The 20776-nt window shown below is 72.8% G+C and carries 19 protein-coding genes; 11 read left to right on the top strand and 8 right to left on the bottom strand.

From position 1 onward, the window contains the following. Positions 1–226 precede the first annotated feature (226 nt). Entirely contained in the window at positions 227–1261 is a 1035-nt protein-coding gene (locus AC5WRT_RS01715; RefSeq protein WP_496091838.1) for an isopenicillin N synthase family dioxygenase, read from the top strand. A 98-nt stretch (positions 1262–1359) separates the two neighbouring features. Here the strand turns inward: AC5WRT_RS01715 and AC5WRT_RS01710 are convergent, their stop codons facing one another. Then, a complete protein-coding gene (locus AC5WRT_RS01710; protein WP_496091837.1) occupies positions 1360–2460 on the bottom strand; it encodes a citrate synthase 2 in 1101 nt (366 codons plus the stop codon). A gap of 165 nt (positions 2461–2625) precedes the next feature. Between AC5WRT_RS01710 and pdxH the strand changes: the two genes are divergently transcribed. The 3 genes from pdxH to AC5WRT_RS01695 all read left to right on the top strand — a co-directional run bounded on the left by pdxH (position 2626) and on the right by AC5WRT_RS01695 (position 5570). Further along, positions 2626–3312: a pyridoxamine 5'-phosphate oxidase gene (gene pdxH / locus AC5WRT_RS01705; RefSeq protein WP_496091836.1), complete on the top strand. Its 687-nt coding sequence runs from the start codon at positions 2626–2628 to the stop codon at positions 3310–3312. A gap of 308 nt (positions 3313–3620) precedes the next feature. Continuing rightward, positions 3621–4067: a GNAT family N-acetyltransferase gene (locus tag AC5WRT_RS01700; RefSeq protein WP_496099856.1), complete on the top strand. Its 447-nt coding sequence runs from the start codon at positions 3621–3623 to the stop codon at positions 4065–4067. A gap of 114 nt (positions 4068–4181) precedes the next feature. Beyond that, complete coding sequence (locus tag AC5WRT_RS01695) at positions 4182–5570, top strand: PAS domain-containing protein (protein WP_496099855.1); 1389 nt, start codon at positions 4182–4184, stop codon at positions 5568–5570. A 22-nt stretch (positions 5571–5592) separates the two neighbouring features. Here AC5WRT_RS01695 and AC5WRT_RS01690 read toward each other — a convergent pair whose 3' ends face one another. Further along, the gene (locus AC5WRT_RS01690) at positions 5593–6348 is read right to left on the bottom strand and encodes an SIS domain-containing protein (protein ID WP_496091833.1); all 756 of its coding nucleotides are present in this window, start codon (positions 6346–6348) and stop codon (positions 5593–5595) included. Between the two features lie 303 nt (positions 6349–6651). On the opposite strand from AC5WRT_RS01690, the gene AC5WRT_RS01685 reads away from it, so the two are divergent. Both AC5WRT_RS01685 and AC5WRT_RS01680 read left to right on the top strand, forming a co-directional pair. Then, a complete protein-coding gene (locus AC5WRT_RS01685; protein WP_330339277.1) occupies positions 6652–7344 on the top strand; it encodes an iron-dependent transcriptional repressor DtxR in 693 nt (230 codons plus the stop codon). 330 nt (positions 7345–7674) lie between these two features. Further along, positions 7675–8574: an alpha/beta fold hydrolase gene (locus AC5WRT_RS01680; RefSeq protein WP_496091832.1), complete on the top strand. Its 900-nt coding sequence runs from the start codon at positions 7675–7677 to the stop codon at positions 8572–8574. Here AC5WRT_RS01680 and AC5WRT_RS01675 read toward each other — a convergent pair. The 3 genes from AC5WRT_RS01675 to AC5WRT_RS01665 form a co-directional block, all read right to left on the bottom strand. Then, entirely contained in the window at positions 8561–10147 is a 1587-nt protein-coding gene (locus tag AC5WRT_RS01675) for a transporter (RefSeq protein ID WP_496091831.1), read from the bottom strand. The two genes, AC5WRT_RS01680 and AC5WRT_RS01675, sit on opposite strands and share 14 nt — an antisense overlap. Further along, positions 10144–10920, bottom strand: coding sequence for an ABC transporter ATP-binding protein (locus AC5WRT_RS01670; protein WP_496091830.1), 777 nt, complete (start codon positions 10918–10920; stop codon positions 10144–10146). Before AC5WRT_RS01670 ends, AC5WRT_RS01675 begins: the two co-directional genes overlap by 4 nt. A gap of 61 nt (positions 10921–10981) precedes the next feature. Further along, entirely contained in the window at positions 10982–11611 is a 630-nt protein-coding gene (locus AC5WRT_RS01665) for a bifunctional DNA primase/polymerase (protein ID WP_496091829.1), read from the bottom strand. 301 nt (positions 11612–11912) lie between these two features. Here AC5WRT_RS01665 and AC5WRT_RS01660 point away from each other — a divergent pair, with 301 nt between their 5' ends. Together AC5WRT_RS01660 and AC5WRT_RS01655 are read left to right on the top strand one after the other, a co-directional pair. Beyond that, the gene (locus tag AC5WRT_RS01660) at positions 11913–13298 is read left to right on the top strand and encodes an NsdA family TPR-like regulatory protein (protein WP_496091828.1); all 1386 of its coding nucleotides are present in this window, start codon (positions 11913–11915) and stop codon (positions 13296–13298) included. A gap of 236 nt (positions 13299–13534) precedes the next feature. Further along, positions 13535–15067 carry a hypothetical protein gene (locus AC5WRT_RS01655; protein ID WP_496091827.1) on the top strand — a complete coding sequence of 511 codons (1533 nt, stop codon included), beginning with the start codon at positions 13535–13537 and terminating at the stop codon, positions 15065–15067. A 27-nt stretch (positions 15068–15094) separates the two neighbouring features. Here AC5WRT_RS01655 and AC5WRT_RS01650 read toward each other — a convergent pair whose 3' ends face one another. After that, positions 15095–16420 (bottom strand): ABC transporter substrate-binding protein, encoded by a 1326-nt coding sequence (locus AC5WRT_RS01650; RefSeq protein WP_496091826.1) that lies wholly within the window; start codon positions 16418–16420, stop codon positions 15095–15097. 117 nt (positions 16421–16537) lie between these two features. Here AC5WRT_RS01650 and AC5WRT_RS01645 point away from each other — a divergent pair, with 117 nt between their 5' ends. Then, positions 16538–17038 carry an SCO4402 family protein gene (locus AC5WRT_RS01645; protein WP_496091825.1) on the top strand — a complete coding sequence of 167 codons (501 nt, stop codon included), beginning with the start codon at positions 16538–16540 and terminating at the stop codon, positions 17036–17038. A gap of 122 nt (positions 17039–17160) precedes the next feature. Continuing rightward, the gene (purU, locus tag AC5WRT_RS01640; protein ID WP_496091824.1) at positions 17161–18039 is read left to right on the top strand and encodes a formyltetrahydrofolate deformylase; all 879 of its coding nucleotides are present in this window, start codon (positions 17161–17163) and stop codon (positions 18037–18039) included. 29 nt (positions 18040–18068) lie between these two features. Here the strand turns inward: purU and AC5WRT_RS01635 are convergent, their stop codons facing one another. Continuing rightward, positions 18069–19472, bottom strand: a complete 1404-nt coding sequence (locus AC5WRT_RS01635; RefSeq protein WP_496099854.1) for a zf-HC2 domain-containing protein — start codon at positions 19470–19472, stop codon at positions 18069–18071. Next, on the bottom strand, positions 19469–20038 hold the full coding sequence (locus AC5WRT_RS01630) for a sigma-70 family RNA polymerase sigma factor (RefSeq protein ID WP_496099853.1): 570 nt from the start codon (positions 20036–20038) through the stop codon (positions 19469–19471). Before AC5WRT_RS01630 ends, AC5WRT_RS01635 begins: the two co-directional genes overlap by 4 nt. A gap of 341 nt (positions 20039–20379) precedes the next feature. On the opposite strand from AC5WRT_RS01630, the gene AC5WRT_RS01625 reads away from it, so the two are divergent. Continuing rightward, positions 20380–20754, top strand: a complete 375-nt coding sequence (locus tag AC5WRT_RS01625; RefSeq protein ID WP_496091821.1) for an STAS domain-containing protein — start codon at positions 20380–20382, stop codon at positions 20752–20754. The last annotated feature ends 22 nt before the right edge of the window (positions 20755–20776 follow it).

The following is a 20776-nucleotide window of genomic DNA, read 5'->3' as shown; positions in this document are numbered from 1 at the left end:
ACCCGGCCACATCCGCGTCCCGGCGCGCGCAGTACCCTTGCCGCATGCTTCCGATGCTCGTCCGCCGCCGTCACGTGGACTACGTGCGCGTCACGAGCATGGGCTGTCGGCGCCTTCCCGCCTGAACCAGCCCCCTCACCTTCCTCTTTTCCGGTCCTTTCCGGCACCCGGGGGCCGTCACACCCCTCCGGCGGCCACCCGTGCCCCGTACACCCACGGACGCACCATGACCACGCACACCCCGGCGGCCACCCCGTCGTACCACCAGCTCCCCGTCATCGACCTCTCGGCCGCCGACCGCGGCCCCCGGGCCCGCGCCCTGCTCCACACCCAGCTGCACAGCGCCGCCCACGACGTCGGCTTCTTCCAGCTGGTCGGACATGGCGTGACCCCGGCCGAGACCGACGCGCTCCTCACCGCCATGCGCGCCTTCTTCGCCCTCCCCGAAGCCGACCGCCTCGCCCTCGACAACATCAACTCCCCGCACTTCCGCGGCTACACCCGCACCGGCGACGAACGCACCGCCGGCACCCGCGACTGGCGCGACCAGCTCGACATCGGCGCCGAACGCCCCGCCCGCGTCCCCGCCCCCGGCGAACCGGCGTACTGGTGGCTCCAGGGCCCCAACCAGTGGCCGGCCGCCCTCCCCGAACTGCGCACGGCAGCGCTGGCCTGGATCGACACACTGAGCGACGTCGCGGCGCGCCTCCTGCACGAGCTCCTCACCGCCATCGGCGCCCCCGCCGACTTCTACGACCCGATCTTCGGCGAGCACGCCCACCCGCACCTCAAACTCGTCCGCTACCCCGGCAGCGCGGGCGACGGCACCGACCAGGGCGTCGGCGCCCACAAGGACTACGGCTTCCTCACCCTGCTCCTCCAGGACACCGTCGGGGGCCTCCAGGTCCAGCGCGAGGACGGCCTCTTCCACGACGTCCCGCCCATCGAGGGCGCCTTCGTCGTCAACCTCGGCGAACTCCTCGAGGTCGCCACCAACGGCTACCTCCTGGCCACCAACCACCGCGTGGTCAGCCCACCCGGAGCCACGGAACGCCTCTCCGTGCCCTTCTTCTACAACCCCCGCCTGGACGCGAGGGTCGAGCCCCTGCCCTTCCCGCACGCGTCGAAGGCCCCGGGCATCACGACGGACCCGGCGAACCCGCTCCACGCCGAGTACGGCTACAACGAGTTGAAGGGCAAGCTCAGGGCGCACCCGCTGGTGGCGGAGCGGCATCACGCGAGCCTTCTGACCCCGGCGTGACCAACTCCTCGGGGGCGCGGAGCCGCACGGTGAAGCGGCCCAGCGCCCTCGACCACCGACGCGAGTGAGCCTCCCGGCCGAGTACACCCAGGGCACCGTCAGCGGGCGATGTCGGCGTACCCCGCGATGTCCTTCGGCCTCCGCGGCCCCGGCCCCACGTACCGCGCGGTAGGCCGCACCAGCCGCCCCGTGCGCTTCTGCTCGAGAACGTGCGCCGACCACCCCGCCGTACGCGCACACGTGAACATCGAGGTGAACATGTGGGCCGGTACCTCGGCGAAGTCGAGCACGATCGCCGCCCAGAACTCCACGTTCGTGGCCAGCACCCGATCCGGCCGGCGGTTGTGCAACTCCTCCAGCGCGGCCTTCTCCAGCGCCGCGGCGACCTCGAACCGCGGAGCACCCAGCTCCCGCGCCGTACGCCGCAGCACCCGCGCCCGCGGATCCTCCGCCCGGTAGACCCGGTGCCCGAACCCCATCAGCCGCTCACCACGGTCCAGCGCCTGCCGGACGTAGGCCTCCGCGTCCCCCGTCCGCTCGATCTCCTCGATCATCCCCAGCACCCGGGACGGCGCACCCCCGTGCAGCGGCCCCGACATCGCACCGACCGCCCCCGACAGCGCCGCCGCCACATCCGCGCCGGTGGAGGCGATGACCCGCGCGGTGAACGTCGAGGCGTTCATCCCGTGCTCCGCGGCCGACGTCCAGTACGCATCCACAGCGGCCACATGCTTGGGATCCGGCTCACCGCGCCACCGGATCATGAACCGCTCCACCACCGACCTCGCCTTGTCGATCTCCCGCTGCGGCACCATCGGCAGCGCCTGCCCGCGCGCGGACTGGGCGACGTACGAGAGCGCCATGACGGCAGCCCGCGCCAGATCCTCCCGCGCCTGGTGCTCGTCGATGTCGAGCAGCGGCTTCAGCCCCCACACCGGCGCCAGCATGGCGAGCGCCGACTGCACATCCACCCGGATGTCACCTGAGTGCACCGGGATCGGAAACGGCTCGGCCGGCGGCAGCCCGGGATTGAAGGCGCCGTCGACCAGCAGCCCCCACACGTTCCCGAACGAGACATGACCGACCAGATCCTCGATGTCGACGCCCCGGTAGCGCAGGGCGCCGCCCTCCTTGTCCGGCTCGGCGATCTCCGTCTCGAACGCGACGACTCCCTCGAGTCCGGGTACGAAATCGGACATCAGGCGGCTCCTTGAGATGGTTCGGCGGCGGTCACCCCGGTGATGCCCCGTTCGGCCGGTGGTCACCCAAACCGCAAGGGACCAGCACGATAACCCCGCGTGCCGGACTTGGGGAGCCCGTACGACACTGAGTGCCAGTGGCGTTCGATACGGCAAGATGACCGCGTGACCGACCGCGAACCCCTCCTGGACCCCGCCATCGACCCCGCCGCCATGCGCAAGCAGTACCGCGCGGAGGGCCTCGCCGAACAGGACCTCGCCACCCACCCCATGGACCAGTTCGCCCGCTGGTTCGAGGACGCCGCACGGGCCGCGCTGCACGGCACCGTCTACGAGCCCAACGCGATGATCGTCTCCACGACGGACGCGGCAGGCCGCCCCAGCTCGCGCACGGTCCTGATGAAGCAGTTCGACACCGAGGGCTTCGTCTTCTACACCAACTACGGCTCCCGCAAGGCCCGCGACCTCGCCGAGAACCCGCACATCGCCCTGCTCTTCCCCTGGCACCCGCTCGCCCGCCAGGTCATCGTCACCGGCACCGCCCGCCGCACCCGCCGCGACGAGACCGCCGCCTACTTCCGCACCCGCCCGCACGGCTCCCAGCTGGGCGCATGGGCCAGCGCCCAGTCCTCGGTGATCGCCTCCCGCACCGAACTGGACACCGCCTACGCCGAACTGGAGGCCCGCTACTCCGAGGACGAACAGGTCCCGGTCCCCCCGCACTGGGGCGGCTTCCGCGTCACCCCGCAGACGATCGAGTTCTGGCAGGGCCGTGAGAACCGCCTGCACGACCGCCTGCGCTACACCGCCCGGCCGGACGGCACCTGGACCACCGAACGCCTCGCCCCCTGAAAGACGCCGAGAACGCGGACGACCCGCGGGCTGGGTTCCTCGAGGAGGAGCCGGCCGGACGTACCGGCAGCCCGCGGGTCGGGTGACTGCTTGAGACTGGGCCGGCTGCGTGTTTCTCGCACACGCTGGTCCGGCACCGCACTGGTGTGGTGGCGGGCCGCTAGCCCGCAGCCACCTCACGCGTCCGGTATTCATACATCTGCCGAACCACCTCCCTTCTCGTGTACCGCACACCTTAGGAAGCCGGCGGAGGACGCTCAACTGTTTTTCGGCACGTTCCCGCGGACGTTCTCGATACGTTTCCGCACATGACCGAACTCAAGATCGCCACAGTGGACGACGAGGCCGTGCTCGAACAGTGGCGGCACGTCCACGATGTGATCGTCCCGCCCGCCGCCATGTCCCTGGAGGACGCCCGGGAACGGCGGGAGCGGCACCGGCTGCGCAACGCCTACCTCGAGGACGTGCTCGTCGGCTGTTCCACGGTCCGGCCGCCTGCGGGGGAGGACGACGCGGCGACCGTCATCGCGCGCGTGCTGCCCGCTTTCCGGGGGCGGGGTTTCGGGACCTCGCTGTACGAGGACGGTCTCGACCACGCGCGGGCGCTGGGCGCGGCCGCGAACGAGACGTGTGTGCTGGCGGTGAACGAGGACGGGCTGCGGTTCGCCCGGCGGCGGGGTTTCGCGGAGATCGAGCGGTATGTGCTCGACGGCGCGTGCGATGAATGGGTCGACCTGCGACTGAGCACGTATTGATTCCCGGGAACTTGCCGGAACAGGGTGTGGGCTGTGTCACGTTCGAGTTGAATGAAAGGTCAGTGAGCGAACCGCGCGCCCTACCGGCGCCGACGCAGCCTCCAGGGGGTCCAGGTGAGTGCTTCCCGGCGGAGTGGGACCACCGACGAGCTGGGGCCGGACGACCCCGGCGAGTCCGGGGGATCCGATCTGCTCGCCGCACTGCTCGACGGCATGGACGCGGCCCTGTGCGCCTTCGACGCCGACGGGGTCGTCACCCACTGGAACCGTGAGGCCGAGCGGATCCTCGGCTGGACGGCCGCCGAGGCGGTCGGACGGCACGGGTTCGCCGGCTGGGCGGTGCGCAGCGCGGACGCCGGGGAGGTGCAGGCCCGGCTGATGTCGGCGATGCACGCACCGGGGCGGCAGGTGCACGAGTTCGCACTGGTCACCAAGGACGGCGGGCGCGTGCTGGTCCGTACCCAGTCCGCTGCCGTGCGCGGGCCCGACGGCAAGCCCGCCGGCGTCTACTGCGCGTTCAGCGAGGTGCACGCGCAGATCGATCTGGAGCGCTCCATCGCGCTGAGCGAGGCGCTGTTCGAGGACGCGGCCTGGGGCGTCGTCCTCATCGACGCCGACCTGCGGCCCGCCGTCGTCAACGCGCACGCGGCCCGCGCGCTCGGGATCGGGCGTACGTCCGCGCTGGGCCGTCCGCTCGGCGAACTGCTCGTGCAGGGCGTGGAGGAGCTGGAGGCCGCGCTCACCCATGTGCTGTCCGAGGGCGCGCCGCCGGCGCCGGCCGAGATGTGGGTGACCGTACGCACCCGCGAGGGGGAGAAGCGGCGCTGCTGGCGGAACGGCTTCGTACGGCTGTCCTCACCGCTCGCGGAGGAACCGGTGCCGCTCGGCGTCGGCTGGCTGTTCCAGGACGTCACCCAGGCCAAGCAGAGCGAGCAGGAAGCCTCCCTGCTGCGGTTCCGCAGCAACCAGCTGCACCGGGCCGCCCGCGCCGCCGCCGAGTGCGAGGACCCTGCCGAGGCCGCCGTCGCCCACCTCGACTTCGCCCTCGCCGGCTTCGCCGACCACGCGCTGATCGACCGCGTGGCCCGGCCTTCGCGCAGGGACGAGGAGGAGGGCGCCGTACGGCTGGTACGGCTGGCCGCGACACCCGCCGGAGCGCCCGGGCCGAGTCTGCTCACGGGCGCGGCCGGACTGCCCGTGCGCTACGAGCCGGGCCACCCGGCACTGCAGTGCGTGGAGCGGGCCGGAACCGTGCGCGCGGACGCCCGGCCGGTCCCGGCGGAGGCGGCCCGGGAGTGGGCGCTGGCCCGGCAGTGGCCCGGCGACGCGGTGCACGCCCTGTGCGCGGTGCTGCGCAGCCGGGGGCGGACGCTGGGCGTGGTGACCTTCCTGCGCGGATCCGGCCGCACCCGCTTCGAGCGGGGCGACACCGGCTACGCGGAGGACGTGGCGGCCCGCATCGCGGCGGCGCTGGACCTGGCGGACGCGGCGCGGGCCGAATGAGGGCTGACGGAGCCGTCGCCGCTCAGCGCCGGTAGAAGATCCGGTCGGCGTACTCCCGCATCACGCGGCCGTTCCACTCGTGGCCGCCGTCGACGTTGCCGGAGCGCAGCAACGGCGGCTCGATGCCGCGGTCGGCGAGGGCGGCGGCGGCCGTCGCCATCACGGCCTGCATCAGGGCGGTGGTGACGACCGTGGAGGCCGGGGCGAAGGGGGCCGGGATGGTGTCGAGGGTGAGTTCCGCGTCCCCGACGGCGATCTTCGAGTCCAGGACGATGTCGCAGTGGTCCTTCAGGAAGGTGCCGGAAGCGTGCCGGGACGTGGTCTGTGCCGCGTACGCCACCGACGTGACGCCGATGACCTTCACCCCCAGGGCGCGGGCGTTGAGCGCCATCTCCACGGGCAGGGCGTTGCGGCCGGAGAGGGAGATGATCACCAGGGCGTCCCCGGCCCGGACCGGCGAGGTGTCCAGCACGGCGCTCGCGAGCCCGTCGACGCGTTCGAGGGCGGAACCGAGGGTGGCCGGGGTGACGTCGACACCGACGACACCGGGGACGGCGAGCAGGTTCATCAGGGCGAGACCGCCGGCCCGGTAGACGACGTCCTGCGCGGCCAGCGAGGAGTGTCCGGCCCCGAACGCGAACAGCCGGCCGCCGGCGGCGACGGTGCCGGCGAGCAGATCCCCCGCCGCCCCGATCGACTCGGCCTCCTCCTCACGGACCCGTTGCAGCAGGCCGATCGCGGCGTCGAAGAACAGGTCGGCAGGCGTGCCGTCGCTCATGCGGTGCCCCTTCGCAGCGTCTGTGTCGCGGATCACCGTGCGGTCTGGACCAGTGCGGTGTCAATACGGCACTGGGCGGGTTGTGGCTCGTTACTCCCCGGAGCGCGTCGCCGTGTCCCTGTGCGGCTCCGCCGTGCGGGTGCGAGCAGCCCGGTACGGACTCGCACCCGGCACCGGCCGGAACCTCCCGCGCCGCCCCGCCCGTTTTCCCGGTGGCCCCCGCTTGTCAGTGGGATCCGGCAGAATTGGTGTCAGGGCCAGCGCACGCGCCGGGCTGCCGGCAGAGGTAATCGAGGGGCACGTATGTCCGGACTGATCGACACCACGGAGATGTATCTCCGCACCATCCTCGAGCTCGAAGAGGAAGGCGTCGTCCCCATGCGCGCCCGCATCGCGGAGCGGCTGGACCAGAGTGGGCCGACGGTGAGCCAGACGGTGGCGCGCATGGAGCGCGACGGGCTGGTGTCCGTGGCCAGCGACCGTCATCTGGAGCTGACCGACGAGGGCCGCAGGCTCGCCACGCGTGTGATGCGCAAGCACCGGCTGGCCGAGTGCCTGCTCGTCGATGTGATCGGCCTGGAGTGGGAGCAGGTGCACGCGGAGGCGTGCCGCTGGGAGCACGTGATGAGCGAGGCCGTCGAGCGGCGCGTGCTGGAGCTGCTGCGGCATCCGACCGAGTCGCCGTACGGCAATCCCATCCCCGGTCTCGAGGAGTTGGGCGAGAAGGACGGCGCGGACCCGTTCCTGGACGAGGGCATGGTCTCGCTGGCCGATCTGGACCCGGGCGCGGACGGCAAGACGGTCGTGGTCCGGCGGATCGGTGAGCCGATCCAGACGGACGCGCAGCTGATGTACACGCTGCGGCGCGCGGGTGTGCAGCCCGGTTCCGTAGTGAGCGTGACCGCGTCGGCCGGCGGTGTGCTGGTGGGCAGCGGCGGTGAGGCGGCCGAGCTGGAGGCGGACGTCGCCTCGCACGTGTTCGTCGCCAAGCGCTGAGCGGAGGTGAGCCCCGGCGCCTTGTGCGCCGGGGCCTGTCCTCCCCTGTGCTGACCCGGAGCCCCGAGCTCTCAGGGTCATTCCCCTCGGACCGTTTTTCCCCGAGCGGTCCGCCCTCCCGCCAGAAGAGATCCCCTCGTCGGCGGCGATCATTCCTTGGGGGGTGTCACTCGAATGAGGGGTGTTGGGCGCGGAGGCAGATTTTTCGAATAGATATTCGATAGATTCGTGCTCTGCGACGGCGGACGAGCGCGGCGGGTACGACGGGCGCGACAGCGAGCACGGCAGTACACCGGTACGAGGCAGGCGGAGCTGGGGGGTGCCAGGCCCATGGCACGGCGTATCGACGTGACGGGAGCGGGTGGCGTGCGCCTGGCCGCCTGGGAGTTCGCCGACCCTCCCAAGACGGGCCTCGAGGCGGGCGACGGCGGGCGCAAGGCCCCGGGCGCGCTGTTACTCCACGGCCTGATGGGCCGCGCCTCCCACTGGGCCTCCACCGCCCGCTGGCTCGCCGCGCGCCACCGCGCCGTGGCCCTCGACCAGCGCGGGCACGGCCAGAGCGAGAAGCCCCCACAGGCCGCCTACACCCGCGAGGCCTACGTCGAGGACGCCGAGGCCGCCCTCGAACAGCTCGGCCTGGCTCCCGCGCTCCTCATCGGCCACGCCATGGGCGCGCTGACCGCCTGGCAGCTCGCCGCGAAACGCCCCGAACTGGTCCGGGGCCTGATCATCTGCGACATGCGGGCCTCTGCGCTGGGGGCCGCCTCGCAGCGGGAGTGGGCCGACTGGTTCAGGGCCTGGCCCGCCCCCTTCGCCACGCTGGCCGACGTACGCAAGTGGTTCGGTGAGGACGATCCCTGGGTGGAGCGGCCGAATCCGGCGCGCGGTGAGTTCTACGCCGAGGTGATGCACGAGGGTGCCGACGGCTGGCGGCCGGTCTTCGAGCCGGAGCAGATGCTCAGGTCCCGGGAGACCTGGGTGTACGACGCGCACTGGGAGGAACTGGCCCAGGTGCGCTGCCCGACGCTGGTGGTGCGCGGGGTGGACGGCGAGCTGGGGCGGGCGGAGGCACAGGAGATGGTGCGGGTGCTGCCCGCGGGGGAGTACGCCGAGGTCGCCGACGCCGGGCATCTCGCGCACTACGACATGCCGGGGTCCTGGAGGTCGGCCGTGGCGCCCTTCCTCGATCGGGTGCTGGGGGACCGAGGGAGTCGCCCTACCCCTTGCTGACGGCGGTCAGGATCTCCGGCAGACGCGCCGCCGTTCTCGGTGCCGCCAGGCGCAGGCCCAGCAGGGTGAGGCCGGCGCCGTACGCCGCGCCCACCGGCAGCAGCAGCCATCTCCAGTCGGCGCCGCCCGCGCTCACGTGCAGCCAGATGGTGAGTGCGATGACGGGGCAGCAGAGGAGGGCCGCCGAGACCATGCCGCCGAAGATGGAGATCCAGGCGAGGCCGGCCTGGCCGGGAGCGACGTTCTTGTGGCCTTCCTGGGGGATGGAGTAGGGGAAGCGGGCCGAGGTCCAGGCGCCGGTCGCGAGCATCGCGCCGAGCAGGGCGAAGGACAGGCCCAGCACCTCGGGCAGCCGGGACCAGGAGCCGAGCAGGGCGGTGGTCACCGTGGTGACGAGGGTCGCGTAGGGGAGGGTGATCAGCAGCAGGGCGAGGGCGCGGCCGCGCAACTCGGCGTAGGCGTCCCGGGGGGCGGAGATGGTCAGCGCCACCATCCAGAACGCGGAGGTGTCCTGCCCGAACTGGTTGTACATCTGGATGCCGAGCATCCCTGCGGCGAAGCACGCGAAGTAGACCGACCCGGTGCCCTGGATCGCGTTGAACACGGGCACGATCAGCCCGATCGCCAGTGAGGTCACCCACGCGGCCTTGGTCTTCGGGTCACGCCAGACGTAGCGCAGGCTGCGTTCCATGACCGGACCCGTGCGGCCCTGCGGCAGCAACCGGCCGAGTCCGGCGGCGGAGCGGCCGCGGCCCCCGGCGTCGGCGGGCTGCACCGTGGAGGCGTCGGGTGCGGTCATCAGCCGGCTCAGGCTCCGCGCCCACACCGCGATCAGCGCCACCAACCCGGCAGCCGCGACGGCGAGTCGGGCGAACGCGATGCCGTACGACCCCTCGCTCGTCGCGCGGACCGCCGCCACCGCCGACGCCGGCGGCACCCAGGACAGCACGTCCGCGACCGGCTGGAGCCGCCCGAGCCCGGCCGAACCCAGCTGCCGGGCACCGAAATTGACCAGTTGCACGCCGACCGCGATCACCAGCCCGCTCAGCACGGCGAGATCGCGGCCCTTGCGACTCGTCAGCAGCCGTACGTTGGCGGTGGCGACGGCCCGCGCCAGCGCCACGCAGCCCAGCAGGGCGAGGGCGACGGCGAGCACCGCCACGGCGTAGGCCGCGCCTCCGCGCGCGACGGACAGCGCGCAGCCCACGAGCACCAGCAGCGTGAACAGCGGGCCGATGCCCACCAGGGAGGCCGCGAGCAGCGCCCGGACCAGCGGGCGGGGGCGCAGCGGGAGCATCACCAGCCGGGTGGGGTCCAGGGTCTCGTCGCCGGTGGGGAAGAACAGCGGCAGCACCGCCCAGCCCAGTGCCAGTACGGCCGTGCCGGGTACGGCGATCACGTCGGCGTGCGCGTGCCCGCGCAGCAGAAGCAGGCCGAGCAGCTGCGACAGCGCGAACAGGAGTGCGACGACCGCCGAGGTGACGTAGGCGGCCCGCCGGCCGCCGGACTGCCGCAGCCCGCCCCGCAGCAGCGACAGTTTCAGCCGTACGACGGTGGAGGTGAGGTTCGTCATCGGGCGGCTCCGCCACCCAGCCAGTCCAGGCCGGACCCGGCGTTCCGGCCGCTCGCTCCGACCAGTTCCAGGAAGGCCCTTTGCAGGGTGGGGTGTTCGCCGCGCACCTCGTCCAGCGGACCCGTCGCCCGGATGCGGCCCGCCGCCATGACCGCCACCCAGTCGCACAGCGACTCGACCAGCTCCATCACGTGGGAGGAGAAGACGACGGTGGCTCCGGAGGCGGTGTACCGCTCCAGGACGCCCCGGATGGTCTGCGCGGACACCGGGTCGACGCCCTCGAACGGCTCGTCCAGGAAGAGCACCTCGGGGTTGTGCAGGAGCGCCGCGGCGAGCCCGATCTTCTTGCGCATGCCGGTCGAGTAGTCGACGACCAGCTTGTGCTGGGCGCCGGCCAGGTCGAGGACGTCCAGCAGTTGCGTGGCCCGCCTGTCGACCTCGGGCCCCGGCAGCCCGCGCAGCCGTCCCGCGTAGCCGAGCAGCTCACGCCCCGACAGCCGCTCGAACAGCCTCAGCCCTTCGGGAAGGACACCGATGCGCGCCTTGACGGCCACCGGGTCCCGCCACACGTCGTGCCCGACGACCTCGACCGTCCCGTCGTCGGGCCGCAGCAGCCCGGTCACCATGGAGAGCGTGGTGGTCTTTCCGGCCCCGTTCGGCCCCACCAGCCCCACGAACTTCCCGGCCGGCAGCTCCAGATCGATCCCCCCGACTGCGATCTGCTGCCCGAACCGCTTCCAGAGCCCCCGTACCCGCACCGCGACATCGGTCATGCACGAAGGTTACGGCGAGTGCGGCGCGCCAAGGGGCGGGGGACTGTGGTCTTGTCCGCGGTTACCGGTCCCGGCCGCAGGCATACGCGAGCGGCGAGATCAACTCCTCCGCGCCCGGCAGCCACCGGTTCGCCGGGGTGGGCCGGCGAGCCCACTGCACGGCCCCCCGGGACCCGAACCGTGTCGGGGGAGCGGCCACGTACGACCCCTCGCCGAGGGCCACCAGATCCAGCGAAGCGAGCGACCAGCCGAGTCCCCGCAGCAGTTCCGGCACCTTCGCGGCGCCCCCCGGCAGCACGAGGAAGTGCATCCGCCGGTCCGGGGCCAACGTCACCGGCCCGAGCGTCAGCTCCATCCTCTCCATGCGGGCCAGAGCGAGGAAGCCGGCGCTCTCCGGGACGGACAGCGCGTCGAAGGTCCGCCCCGTCGGCAGCAGGATCGAGGCCGTCGGCTGCTTCTGCCACATCCGGCGCGCCACGGTCGCGCTGCCGGTCGCCTGGGCCGCCCAGTCGGGGCGCGCGGGGTGCGCACCCGGCGCAGGGCAGGAGGCGTCGCCGCACGAGCAGCGCTGAACGCCGCCGACCGCTTCCAGCCAGGTGCCCGGGAACACGTCCCAGTGCCGTTCCCCGGCGTAGCGTACGGCGGTCTCCAGCAGTGGTTCCCCGCGCTGCTGCGGAATCTGACCGGTCATCTGAGTGTTCGAAGCGCCCGCGATCGTCTCTTCCACGCCCCTCTCAACTCCCGCGCCCACCTGGAGTTACGGCTGTAGCGCGCGCCGGGGTGGAGCATCGATTCGGCAGTCGGGGCGCATGGGTGCACGGGCGGGGGCGCGCGGGAGGAACCGGGGCGTGGGCTGGGTAGGCAGGGGTGGGGTTGGCATCCGTAGTTACCCCGGCAAACCGCACATGTCGTGCATTGACGGTATGTCAACTGGGCAGTGATCTTTCCGAAAGCGGTGACGGCCCAGGTGATCGCAACGCAGGGGGTAGCACATGGCCGCAAGGCCTCTCGTGGCGAGGCAGCCGAACGAACGGCTGCAGGCTCTCATCCAGGAAGCGGGGTGCTCGAACGCCGGGCTGGCCCGGCGGGTCAACATGTGTGGCGCCGAGCGCGGTCTCGACCTGCGCTACGACAAGACGTCCGTGGCCCGCTGGCTGCGGGGGCAGCAGCCGCGGGGCCGGGCCCCGGCGATCATCGCGGAGGCGCTCGGGCGCAAGCTCGGCCGTACGGTCACGATCGACGAGATCGGCATGGCCAACGGCAAGAACCTCGCCTCGGGGGTGGGTCTCCAGTTCTCGCCGACGGTACTGGGGGCCATCGAGCAGGTCTGCGAGCTGTGGCGCAGTGACGTGGGGCGGCGGGACTTCCTGTCCGGCTCCTCCGTCGCCGCCTCCGCGCTGGTCGAGCCGAGCAGGGACTGGCTGATCTCGGCGCCGGACGCCCAGGTGGCCCGGCAGGCGGGCCCGCGCGTGGGCCAGGCCGACGTGGCGGCCGTACGGTCCATGACGCAGGCGCTGACCGACCTGGACCACCAGTTCGGCAGCGGGCACGTGCGCCCGGTGGTCGTGCACTACCTGAACAGCGTGGTCTCCGGGCTGCTCGCGGGCTCGTACCGGGAGACGGTCGGACGCGAACTGTTCGCCTCCGTGGCCCGGTTGACGGAACTGGCGGGGTACATGGCCGTGGACAGCGGGCAACCGGGGCTCGCCCAGCGGTACTACATCCAGTCGCTGCGGCTGGCGCAGGCCGCCGGGGACCGTGGGTACGGCGGCTATGTGCTCGCCGCGTCCATGAGCCACCTCGCCGCGCAGCTCGGGAACCCGCGCGAGATCGCCCAGTTGGCGCGGGCGGCGCAGGAAGGGGCGCGCGGGCAGGTGACCCCGCGCGCGGAGGCGATGTTCCACGCGGCCGAGGCGCGCGGGCACGCCCTGCTCGGGGACGCGCGCGCGGCGCAGGCCTCCGTCGGGCGCGCGGTGACGGCGATGGAGCGGGCGGACGGCTCCCTCGGCGACGACCCGGTGTGGATCCGGCACTTCGACGAGGCCTACCTCGCCGACGAGTTGGCGCACTGCCACCGCGACCTCGGCCAGCCCGAGCAGGCGGCCCGGTACGCCGAGCAGTCGCTGGCCGGACACCCGGAGTCCCGGGCCCGCCGGCGCGCCATCGGCCTCTGTCTGCTCGCCACGGCCCAGGTGCAGCAGCGGGAGATCGAACAGGCCTGTGGCACCGGCCTGAAGGCGGTGGAGCTGCTGGAGACGCTGCGTTCCAACCGGGGCGCCGAGTACCTGGAGGACCTCCAGCAGCGCCTGGAACCGTTCCGGGAGGAGGCGGTGGTAAGGGAGTTCGGGGCGCGCCTCGAACTCCAGCAGGCCGCGTGAACGGCACCGGCCCCGCGGTGTGCGTGAACTTTGGGCCGTGAGCGCGTGAACGGACGGCGAACGGCGTCCGGAGGCGTGACGGACACGCAAAGTGGCCTATACCAGTACACTGCGGGGGTGGTTCTGTCGTGGCCGTCACACGGAAGAAGATCGCGCCCTGAGCTGCATGGCACCCGGCTCGGGGGACCCGGTAGCGTGAGCCCGATTCACAAGGTCCCCCATTAGTAGGAGTCCCGGTGACGCAGAGTGGACAGGGCGAGGAGCCCTCGGCGCGGAACGCGCGCGAAGGCATCGTGCTGCCCTCCGACGGAGGCGAGCCCCTGTTGCCGGGCATGACCGGCGCGCCCGCCCCCGCAACGACCGCCCCGGCAGGCGGGCAGGCCTGGGGCGGCTCCTGGGGGCCCGAGCAGCAGCCGCCCGGGCCGGACCAGGGCTGGCCCCCGGCGGCGGCCCAGCAGTGGCAGACCCCGGACGTCCCGCCCCAGCAGCCGCCGGCCGCGGGCCCCGGCCCGCTGCCGCCCGAGGGCACCCCGGCCGCGTCGTACGGGCAGCCGCCGTACGGCCAGGGCGGCGGCTACGGTGCCGGTCAGCAGCCCGGGTACGGCACGGCACCCGAGCCGTACCAGCAGCAGCACCAGCCGCAGCAGGCGTACGCGCAGCAGCCCGCCCCGCTGCCCCCGGCGGACGAGGGTGCGACGCAGTACATACCGCCGGTGCAGGCGGCTCCCGACGAAGGCGCCACCCAGTACCTGCCGCCGGTCGCGGCCCCCGCCGACGAGGGCGCGACCCAGTACCTCCCGCCGGTGGCGCCCGGCGCGCTGCCGCCCGAGGCGCAGGGCGAGGAGACGCGCTACCTCGGCCGCGCCGCCCAGGCACCCGCGCCGTCGGACGCGGAGGCCACCCAGTACATCCCGCCGTACGCCGCGCAGGCGCAGCACCAGGCGCAGGGCGTGGACCGGCCGTCGTCGGACGGGTTCGACCACCTCTTCCGCGGCGGCCCGGCGGGCGGTGACGGCCCGGCCGGGTCCACCCAGCAGATGCCGCGCGTCCAGCAGCCGGGCGGCTACCCCGGCGGAACGGCCCAGCCGCCGTACGGCGCGACGCAGCCGTCGTACGCCCCCGCGCACGACGACGACCCGCCCCGGACCCGCTCGCGGGTGCCGCTGATCGCCGCGATCGGGGTGGGCATCGTCGTCGTCGGTGTGGGCGCGGGCGCGCTGCTGAGCGGCGGCGGCACGGACCGGAGCACCGACGGCAAGACGGTCGCGGCCACCTCCGCGGCCTCCGGCCAGAGCTCCGCGCCGGCTGCCGACCCGGCCCGGCAGCAGGCGGTCGAGCTGGACAAGCTGCTCGCCGACAGCGGCAGCAGCCGCGCCACGGTGATCAAGTCGGTGGCCGACGTCAAGAACTGCACCGACCTCGACACGGCCGGCTCCAGCCTGCGCGACGCGGCCGGGCAGCGCGGCGACCTGGTGACCCGGCTCGGCAAGCTGTCCGTCGACAAGCTGCCGAACAGCGGTGAGCTGACCGCCGCGCTGACCAAGGCCTGGCAGGCGTCCGCCGCGGCCGACAGCCACTACGCGGCGTGGGCGGACCAGGCCAGGAACCGCAAGGTCTGCCGCAAGGGCCACGCCCGTGTCACGGGCGAGACCCAGGCGGGCAACCGGGCGAGCGGCACCGCCAGCGCGCAGAAGGCGAAGGCGGCGGCGCTGTGGAACGCGATCGCGCAGAAGTACGGACTGACCCAGCGCCAGCCGACGCAGCTGTGAGGTCCTGAGGGGACGCGCCGGCGGGCGTCACTGCACGTCGGCGTTCTCCAGGATCGAGGTCATGTCGGTGGTGCCGTCGAGACCGCCGGTGCCCCTGCGGGCCGCGACCAGCCTGCCGTCCTGGACCACCTGGAGGGTGACGTCGGCGTTGACCAGGCGCGGGAAGCCGACCACGGCGAGTCTGCTGGAGTAGGACCAGTGCAGGGTCGGGGTCAGACCGCCGGTGGAGACCCGCAGGCCGCTGTCGAGGGTGCGCCGCACGGAGTCGGCGCTCACGTCTCCGCCACCGATCTTGTCGAGGACGGCCTTCAGCACGGTGTAGGCGATCCACGTGGTCTGCACCCCGGCGTCCGCGGGGTCGATGCGGTTGTCGCCGAAGGCCTCCTCGTTGATCACCTTCTTCATCGGGTCCCAGCGCGCGTCCGACGCCGGCGGGTACCAGCCGGTGATGTACGCCCCCTCGTACGGCCCCGACGCCCCGCCGGTGGCGTTGATCACGGTCTGGTCGACGCTGCCGAGCACCGTCCCGAGCCGTACCGCGGGGAAGCTGTCGCGCTCGCGCCGGAAGGAGTCCATGAAGGTGTCGGTGCGGTCGCCGAGTGCGGGGATCACGCAGCCCTTCCTCACCACGTCCCGGGTGGCATGGCGCAGTGCCTGGTCGGCCTGGTCGCTGTACTCGGTGGCGTCCTCCTGGGCGAGCTGGTCGCCGGCCTTCGCGTGGCCGCCCGCCTGCAGCCCGGCGTCGAGCAGCACGGGCAGTTCGTCGCCTGCGATGCTGTCGGGCCGGACCAGGGAGACGTCGCCGCAGCCGGCCGCGAGGGCCTTGCCGAGACCGGCGAGCAGGGCGGGCTGGCCGCCGTTGACCGGGTACGACATCTGGCCGGTGAACTCGTCGTTGGTGACGCCGTAGCCGCCTATGTAGGGGATGCCGGCGCCTTCCAGCGGGGCGGAGTAGGAGTCGGTGAACTGGCTGTAGGAGCCGACGACCGCGACCACGTTCTCGTCCGCCGCGTACCGGGCGCACTTGGCGGCGCCCACGCTGTCGTTGTGGTCGTTGCAGGTCAGGACCTTCAGCTGGCGGCCGTTGATGCCGCCGTGCGCGTTGAGCCACTTGGCGTAGGCGAGGGCCATGGCGGGCATGCCGGGTTTGTTGGTGGCGTCGGTGTCCTGCGGGGCCCAGGTCATGACCTTGATCGGGTCGTCCCCGGAGCCCCCCGTGGCACCGGGGACGACCCCGCATCCGGCGGTGAGCGACGCACAGAGAGCCACCGCGCCCGCCGTCAGGGCGGCGGTTCTGCCGGGGCGGAGAGAGGGCTGGAGGAAAGTACGGATCGCGCGTCGCCTGCCGGTCATGTGCACGCACGATTCCCTCACACGACGAACCGACGAGTGACCCAGAGTCAACGAAGGGTGACATGGAGGTGAATTGCCGGGGCCTGTGAGGCTGGCGTGACGGGGAACGTACGATCGATGACCGTGCAAGGTTCGGAGAACTCTTCCCGTCGTGGCCGTCGCTCCTCCACCATGGGCGGCATGCCCCTAAGCGACATGCCGTGGTGGCGCTGGCGCAGCAATGTGCGCTCGGCGCTGCACATGCTCTCCGACCCGGTGTTCCAGCGGGACGTCTGGCTGGCCGGCGTGGACGGGTACGGCGACGTCACCGACGCCGTCTACCGCCTGGTGGAGGACACCTGGCTGGACAACTGGTCCGCCGAGAAGTACGTCGGCACGATCTTCCGGGACTCGCAGGAGGCGGCGCTCGTGGACACCGCCGTCCTGCGGGTGCTGCGGATCATGCACCAGGTCGGCCCGGACGCGCCGGTCTCCGCGTACCTCGACCACCCCGGGTGGCCGGAGGCGGTACGGGCGGCGCGGGACGCCCATGTCCGGATGTCCGTCAGCGACGGAGAGGACCCGGACACGCCGCCGAAGACCCTGGAAGTGCTGCGGATCCTGACCCGGAGCGCGTAGCCGTTTCCGCGGGCGGTGCGCCGTCGCCCGCGCCGTGGACCCCGTCCGGTCGCCCCGTCCTGCCGTCCCGTCCTGCGGGACGATCGTCCGCGGCGGGCGGCCGGCGTGAGAACCTGTAGTGCATGAACGAGCAGTCCGCGCCCGCCGCCAAGGCCGACCAGTACGTCCTCACCCTGTCCTGCCCGGACAAGCAGGGCATCGTGCACGCCGTGTCGAGCTACCTCTTCATGACCGGCTGCAACATCGAGGACAGCCAGCAGTTCGGCGACCACGACACGGGTCTGTTCTTCATGCGCGTCCACTTCTCGGCCGAGGCGCCGGTGACGGTGGAGAAGCTGCGCGCCAGCTTCGCCGCGATCGGCGACTCCTTCCGCATGGACTGGCAGATCCACCGGGCCGACGAGAGGATGCGGATCCTGCTCATGGTCAGCAAGTTCGGGCACTGCCTGAACGACCTGCTGTTCCGGGCGCGGATCGGGGCGCTGCCGGTGGAGATCGTGGGCGTGGTCTCGAACCACACCGACTTCGAGGAGCTGGTGGGCTCCTACAACATTCCTTTCCACCACATTCCGGTGACGAAGGACACGAAGGCGGACGCCGAGGCGAAGCTGCTGGAGATCGTGCGCGAGGAGGGCGTCGAACTGGTCGTCCTCGCCCGCTACATGCAGGTCCTCTCCGACGACCTGTGCAAGCAGCTCAGCGGCCGGATCATCAACATCCACCACTCCTTCCTGCCGAGCTTCAAGGGCGCGAAGCCGTACCACCAGGCGCACGCCAGGGGGGTCAAGCTCATCGGGGCGACCGCGCACTATGTGACCGCCGACCTGGACGAGGGGCCGATCATCGAGCAGGAGGTCGAGCGGGTCGGCCACGATGTGACGCCGGACCAGCTGGTCGCCATCGGCCGGGACGTGGAGTGCCAGGCGCTGGCGCGGGCGGTGAAGTGGCACGCGGAGCGCCGCATCCTGCTGAACGGCCGACGGACCGTGGTGTTCGCCTGACGGCCGGGAGGCGCCTGCGCACCCCACCCCTACATCCGGCTCAACCCCGCCGTGGCGAACAGCACGTCCCCGATCGCCTCCCGGTCGCCCACCTGCCCGGCCGCCGCCTCCTCCGGTGACACCCGACCGGCGGCCAGCCGGCAGAACTCCACGCCGTCCAGCGCCACATGGGCCACCTCGTGCTCCGCGGAGCCCACCGCCGCCGGTGAGTCCAGCGGGATCAGCCACTCGCCGCCGCCGTGGCCCTCGATCTCCAGCCGGAGGCTGCGGCCGGGCTCACCGGCGACGCCGAGGTGGCGGCCGCGGCCGGGCGAGGCCAGGCCCGCCTGCCGGCGTTGCGCCAGGGCGGCGGGCAGCATCCGGGCCGCGAGGTCGATCATCTTGTTCAGGTGGCGCGGCGCGGGCGGCTCGTAGGGGTAGTCCACCGCCTCCGCGATGTCCTCCGCGTGCACCCAGCACTCGAAGGCCCGGTCCAGCATCGCGTCGTGCAACGGCAGGTCGAACTCGCCGTACGACACCGCCAGCCCGCCCGCGTGGCCGCCGGTGAAGGACACGGTCCGCACCAGACCGTGGCTCTGCTCCCGCCAGGGCGCCCGCACCGAGCGGGTCGGCGGGAAGCGGGAGGTCCGCCAGAACGCCTCCGTGCGCTGCTGCGGGCCCACCGCGCGCCGCTCGGCCACCTCGCCGACCCCGGCCAGCGGGTCCTCCAGGCCCAGCCCGACCGCGACCAGCCCGTCCACCGACAGCAGGTGCGCGATCACCCCGGCCACGGTCGTACGACGGCTGCGCGGCGTGTCGGACTCGAACCAGCGCAGCCGCACCGGCGCGTGCCACTCGGCGCCCCCGAAGTCCTGCAGCAGGGCGTCCAGACGCGCGGTCTCGGCGTCGTACGGCGTCGCCCATCCGGGCACCGGGATGTGCGGCGGCCGGCGCTCCAGGCAGCTCTCCAGGACGCGGGTGCGCAGCGCCGGGTTCAGGTCGAGGCTCTCCGGCTGGTGCAGCAGACCGACCGCCTCGCGCAGCCGGCGGGCCTCGTCGGCGCAGCTTCCGCAGGAGCCCAGGTGGTCCTCGACGGCCACCGCCTCGGCCGCCGAGCAGGCGGCCAGCGCCCAGGCGCCGAGGAGCGATTTCAGGACGTCGTGCGGCAGGTCGAGCGGCACGGGCGTGAGGTCTTTGAGAGCGGCGAGGTCGGGCAGCGCAAGCCCGCCGTCCTCGACGGAGGCGCGGGGCGTCGGTATGCGCGCGGGCCGGTCCGGCTCGGAGCCGCCGGTGCCGTGCGGCTCGTGGCCCGAGCCGCCGTCGCCCCCCGCGTCGCGGTGTCCCTCGTCCCCGTGGCCGCCGGTGCCGTCGTACCCCTCGCGCCGGATCTCCTCCCCCTGCTCCTGCCCCTGACCGTGCCCGTCGTGGGCCTCGAACCGTCCCGCTCCGCTCACGGCGCGCCCCCGTGTTCCGGCGGTGTGCCGGCGTCGTGGGCGGTGGAGAGCAGCTGCAGGCCGAGGCGGAGCCGGCGGCGGGCCTCGTCCTCGGTGACGCCGAGGTCGGTGGCGGTCTGGCGGTAGTCGCGGCGCTGGAAGTAGGCCAGGTCGAGGGCGGCGCGCAGCGGGGCGGGCATGGAGTGGACGATGTAGTCGGCTCGGGCGGCGACCGAGGCGCGGCGCACCTTGCGCTCCAGTTCCGCCAGGGAACCGCCACCCTCCGCCAGCGCGGCGGTCTCGCTGGCGCGCAGCCGCTCCACGGCGAGCCGGCGGGTGACCCCGGCGACCCAGGTGCGCAGGGGGCCCTTCTTGGGGTCGTAGGTCTCGGGGTGCTCCCAGAGGTGGGCGAAGACCTCGCGGGTGAGGGTGTCCGCGGCCTTCTCCTCGCCGAGGACGCGGTGGGCGAGGCCGTGCACCAGCGAGGCGAAGCGGTCGTACAGCTCGCCCAGGGCGGCCGCCTCACCGCGGGCCAGCCGCTGTTGCATCTTGCGGTCCCAGCGGGGCGGTACGTCCTTCTCGGCCATGCGGTCCCTCCCCTCACCCGTGTCCGGCCGGTCCAGCCTCTCCGCACTGTCCTGTCGAATGTAGTCGGCACACCCGGCGGCGCACGCCCCTTTGTGTCAATGCGCGCCCCCGGGAGCGCCGCAGGTGATAGTGCCCTCTTCACATAAGCTTCACACGGACCCTGTGTATCTGTGATCGAACAGGATCGATAGTGACCGAAATAAGCCCCTTGTCGATCACGTCGAGTTTGTGGCCGGACGTTTCAGGGAACGGCCGGTGGGCAGCCGCGCGGAAGCAAGCGTAGGAACTGCGTCCGTTTCCGGGCGGTTCCGGAAGTTCCGGCGAGCGGAGGGGCAGGGACGTGGCATTCGATGTGACCGGCGTCGAACGGGGCGAGTGGGCCGTGCTCCGGGTGTCCGGAGAACTGGACCTGATGACCTCGCCGGTACTGCGGCAACACGTGCACGACGTGGTGGCCGAGGGCCACCACAGCCTCGTCGTGGACCTCTCCGACGTGTTCTTCTGCGATTCCAGCGGGGTCGGCGTCCTCGTCGCCGCCCGCAGGCTGCTCCGCTCCTGCCAGGGCCGGCTCCGGCTCATCCTGCCCGACCGCGGCGCCGACGACGGCTCGCACGTCAACCGGGTCCTCGGCGCGCTCGGCGTCCGCCGCCTCTTCGACGTCCGGCCCGACCTCGAGGCCGCGACCACCGACGAGGCGGACCCGCTCTCGGCCTGACGCGCCGCCCGCGCCGGTGCCC

Source organism: Streptomyces sp. NTD91 (assembly GCF_059510455.1).
The sequence above is the reverse complement of the archived record's forward strand: the minus strand, read 5'-3'. Positions and strand labels throughout refer to the sequence as shown.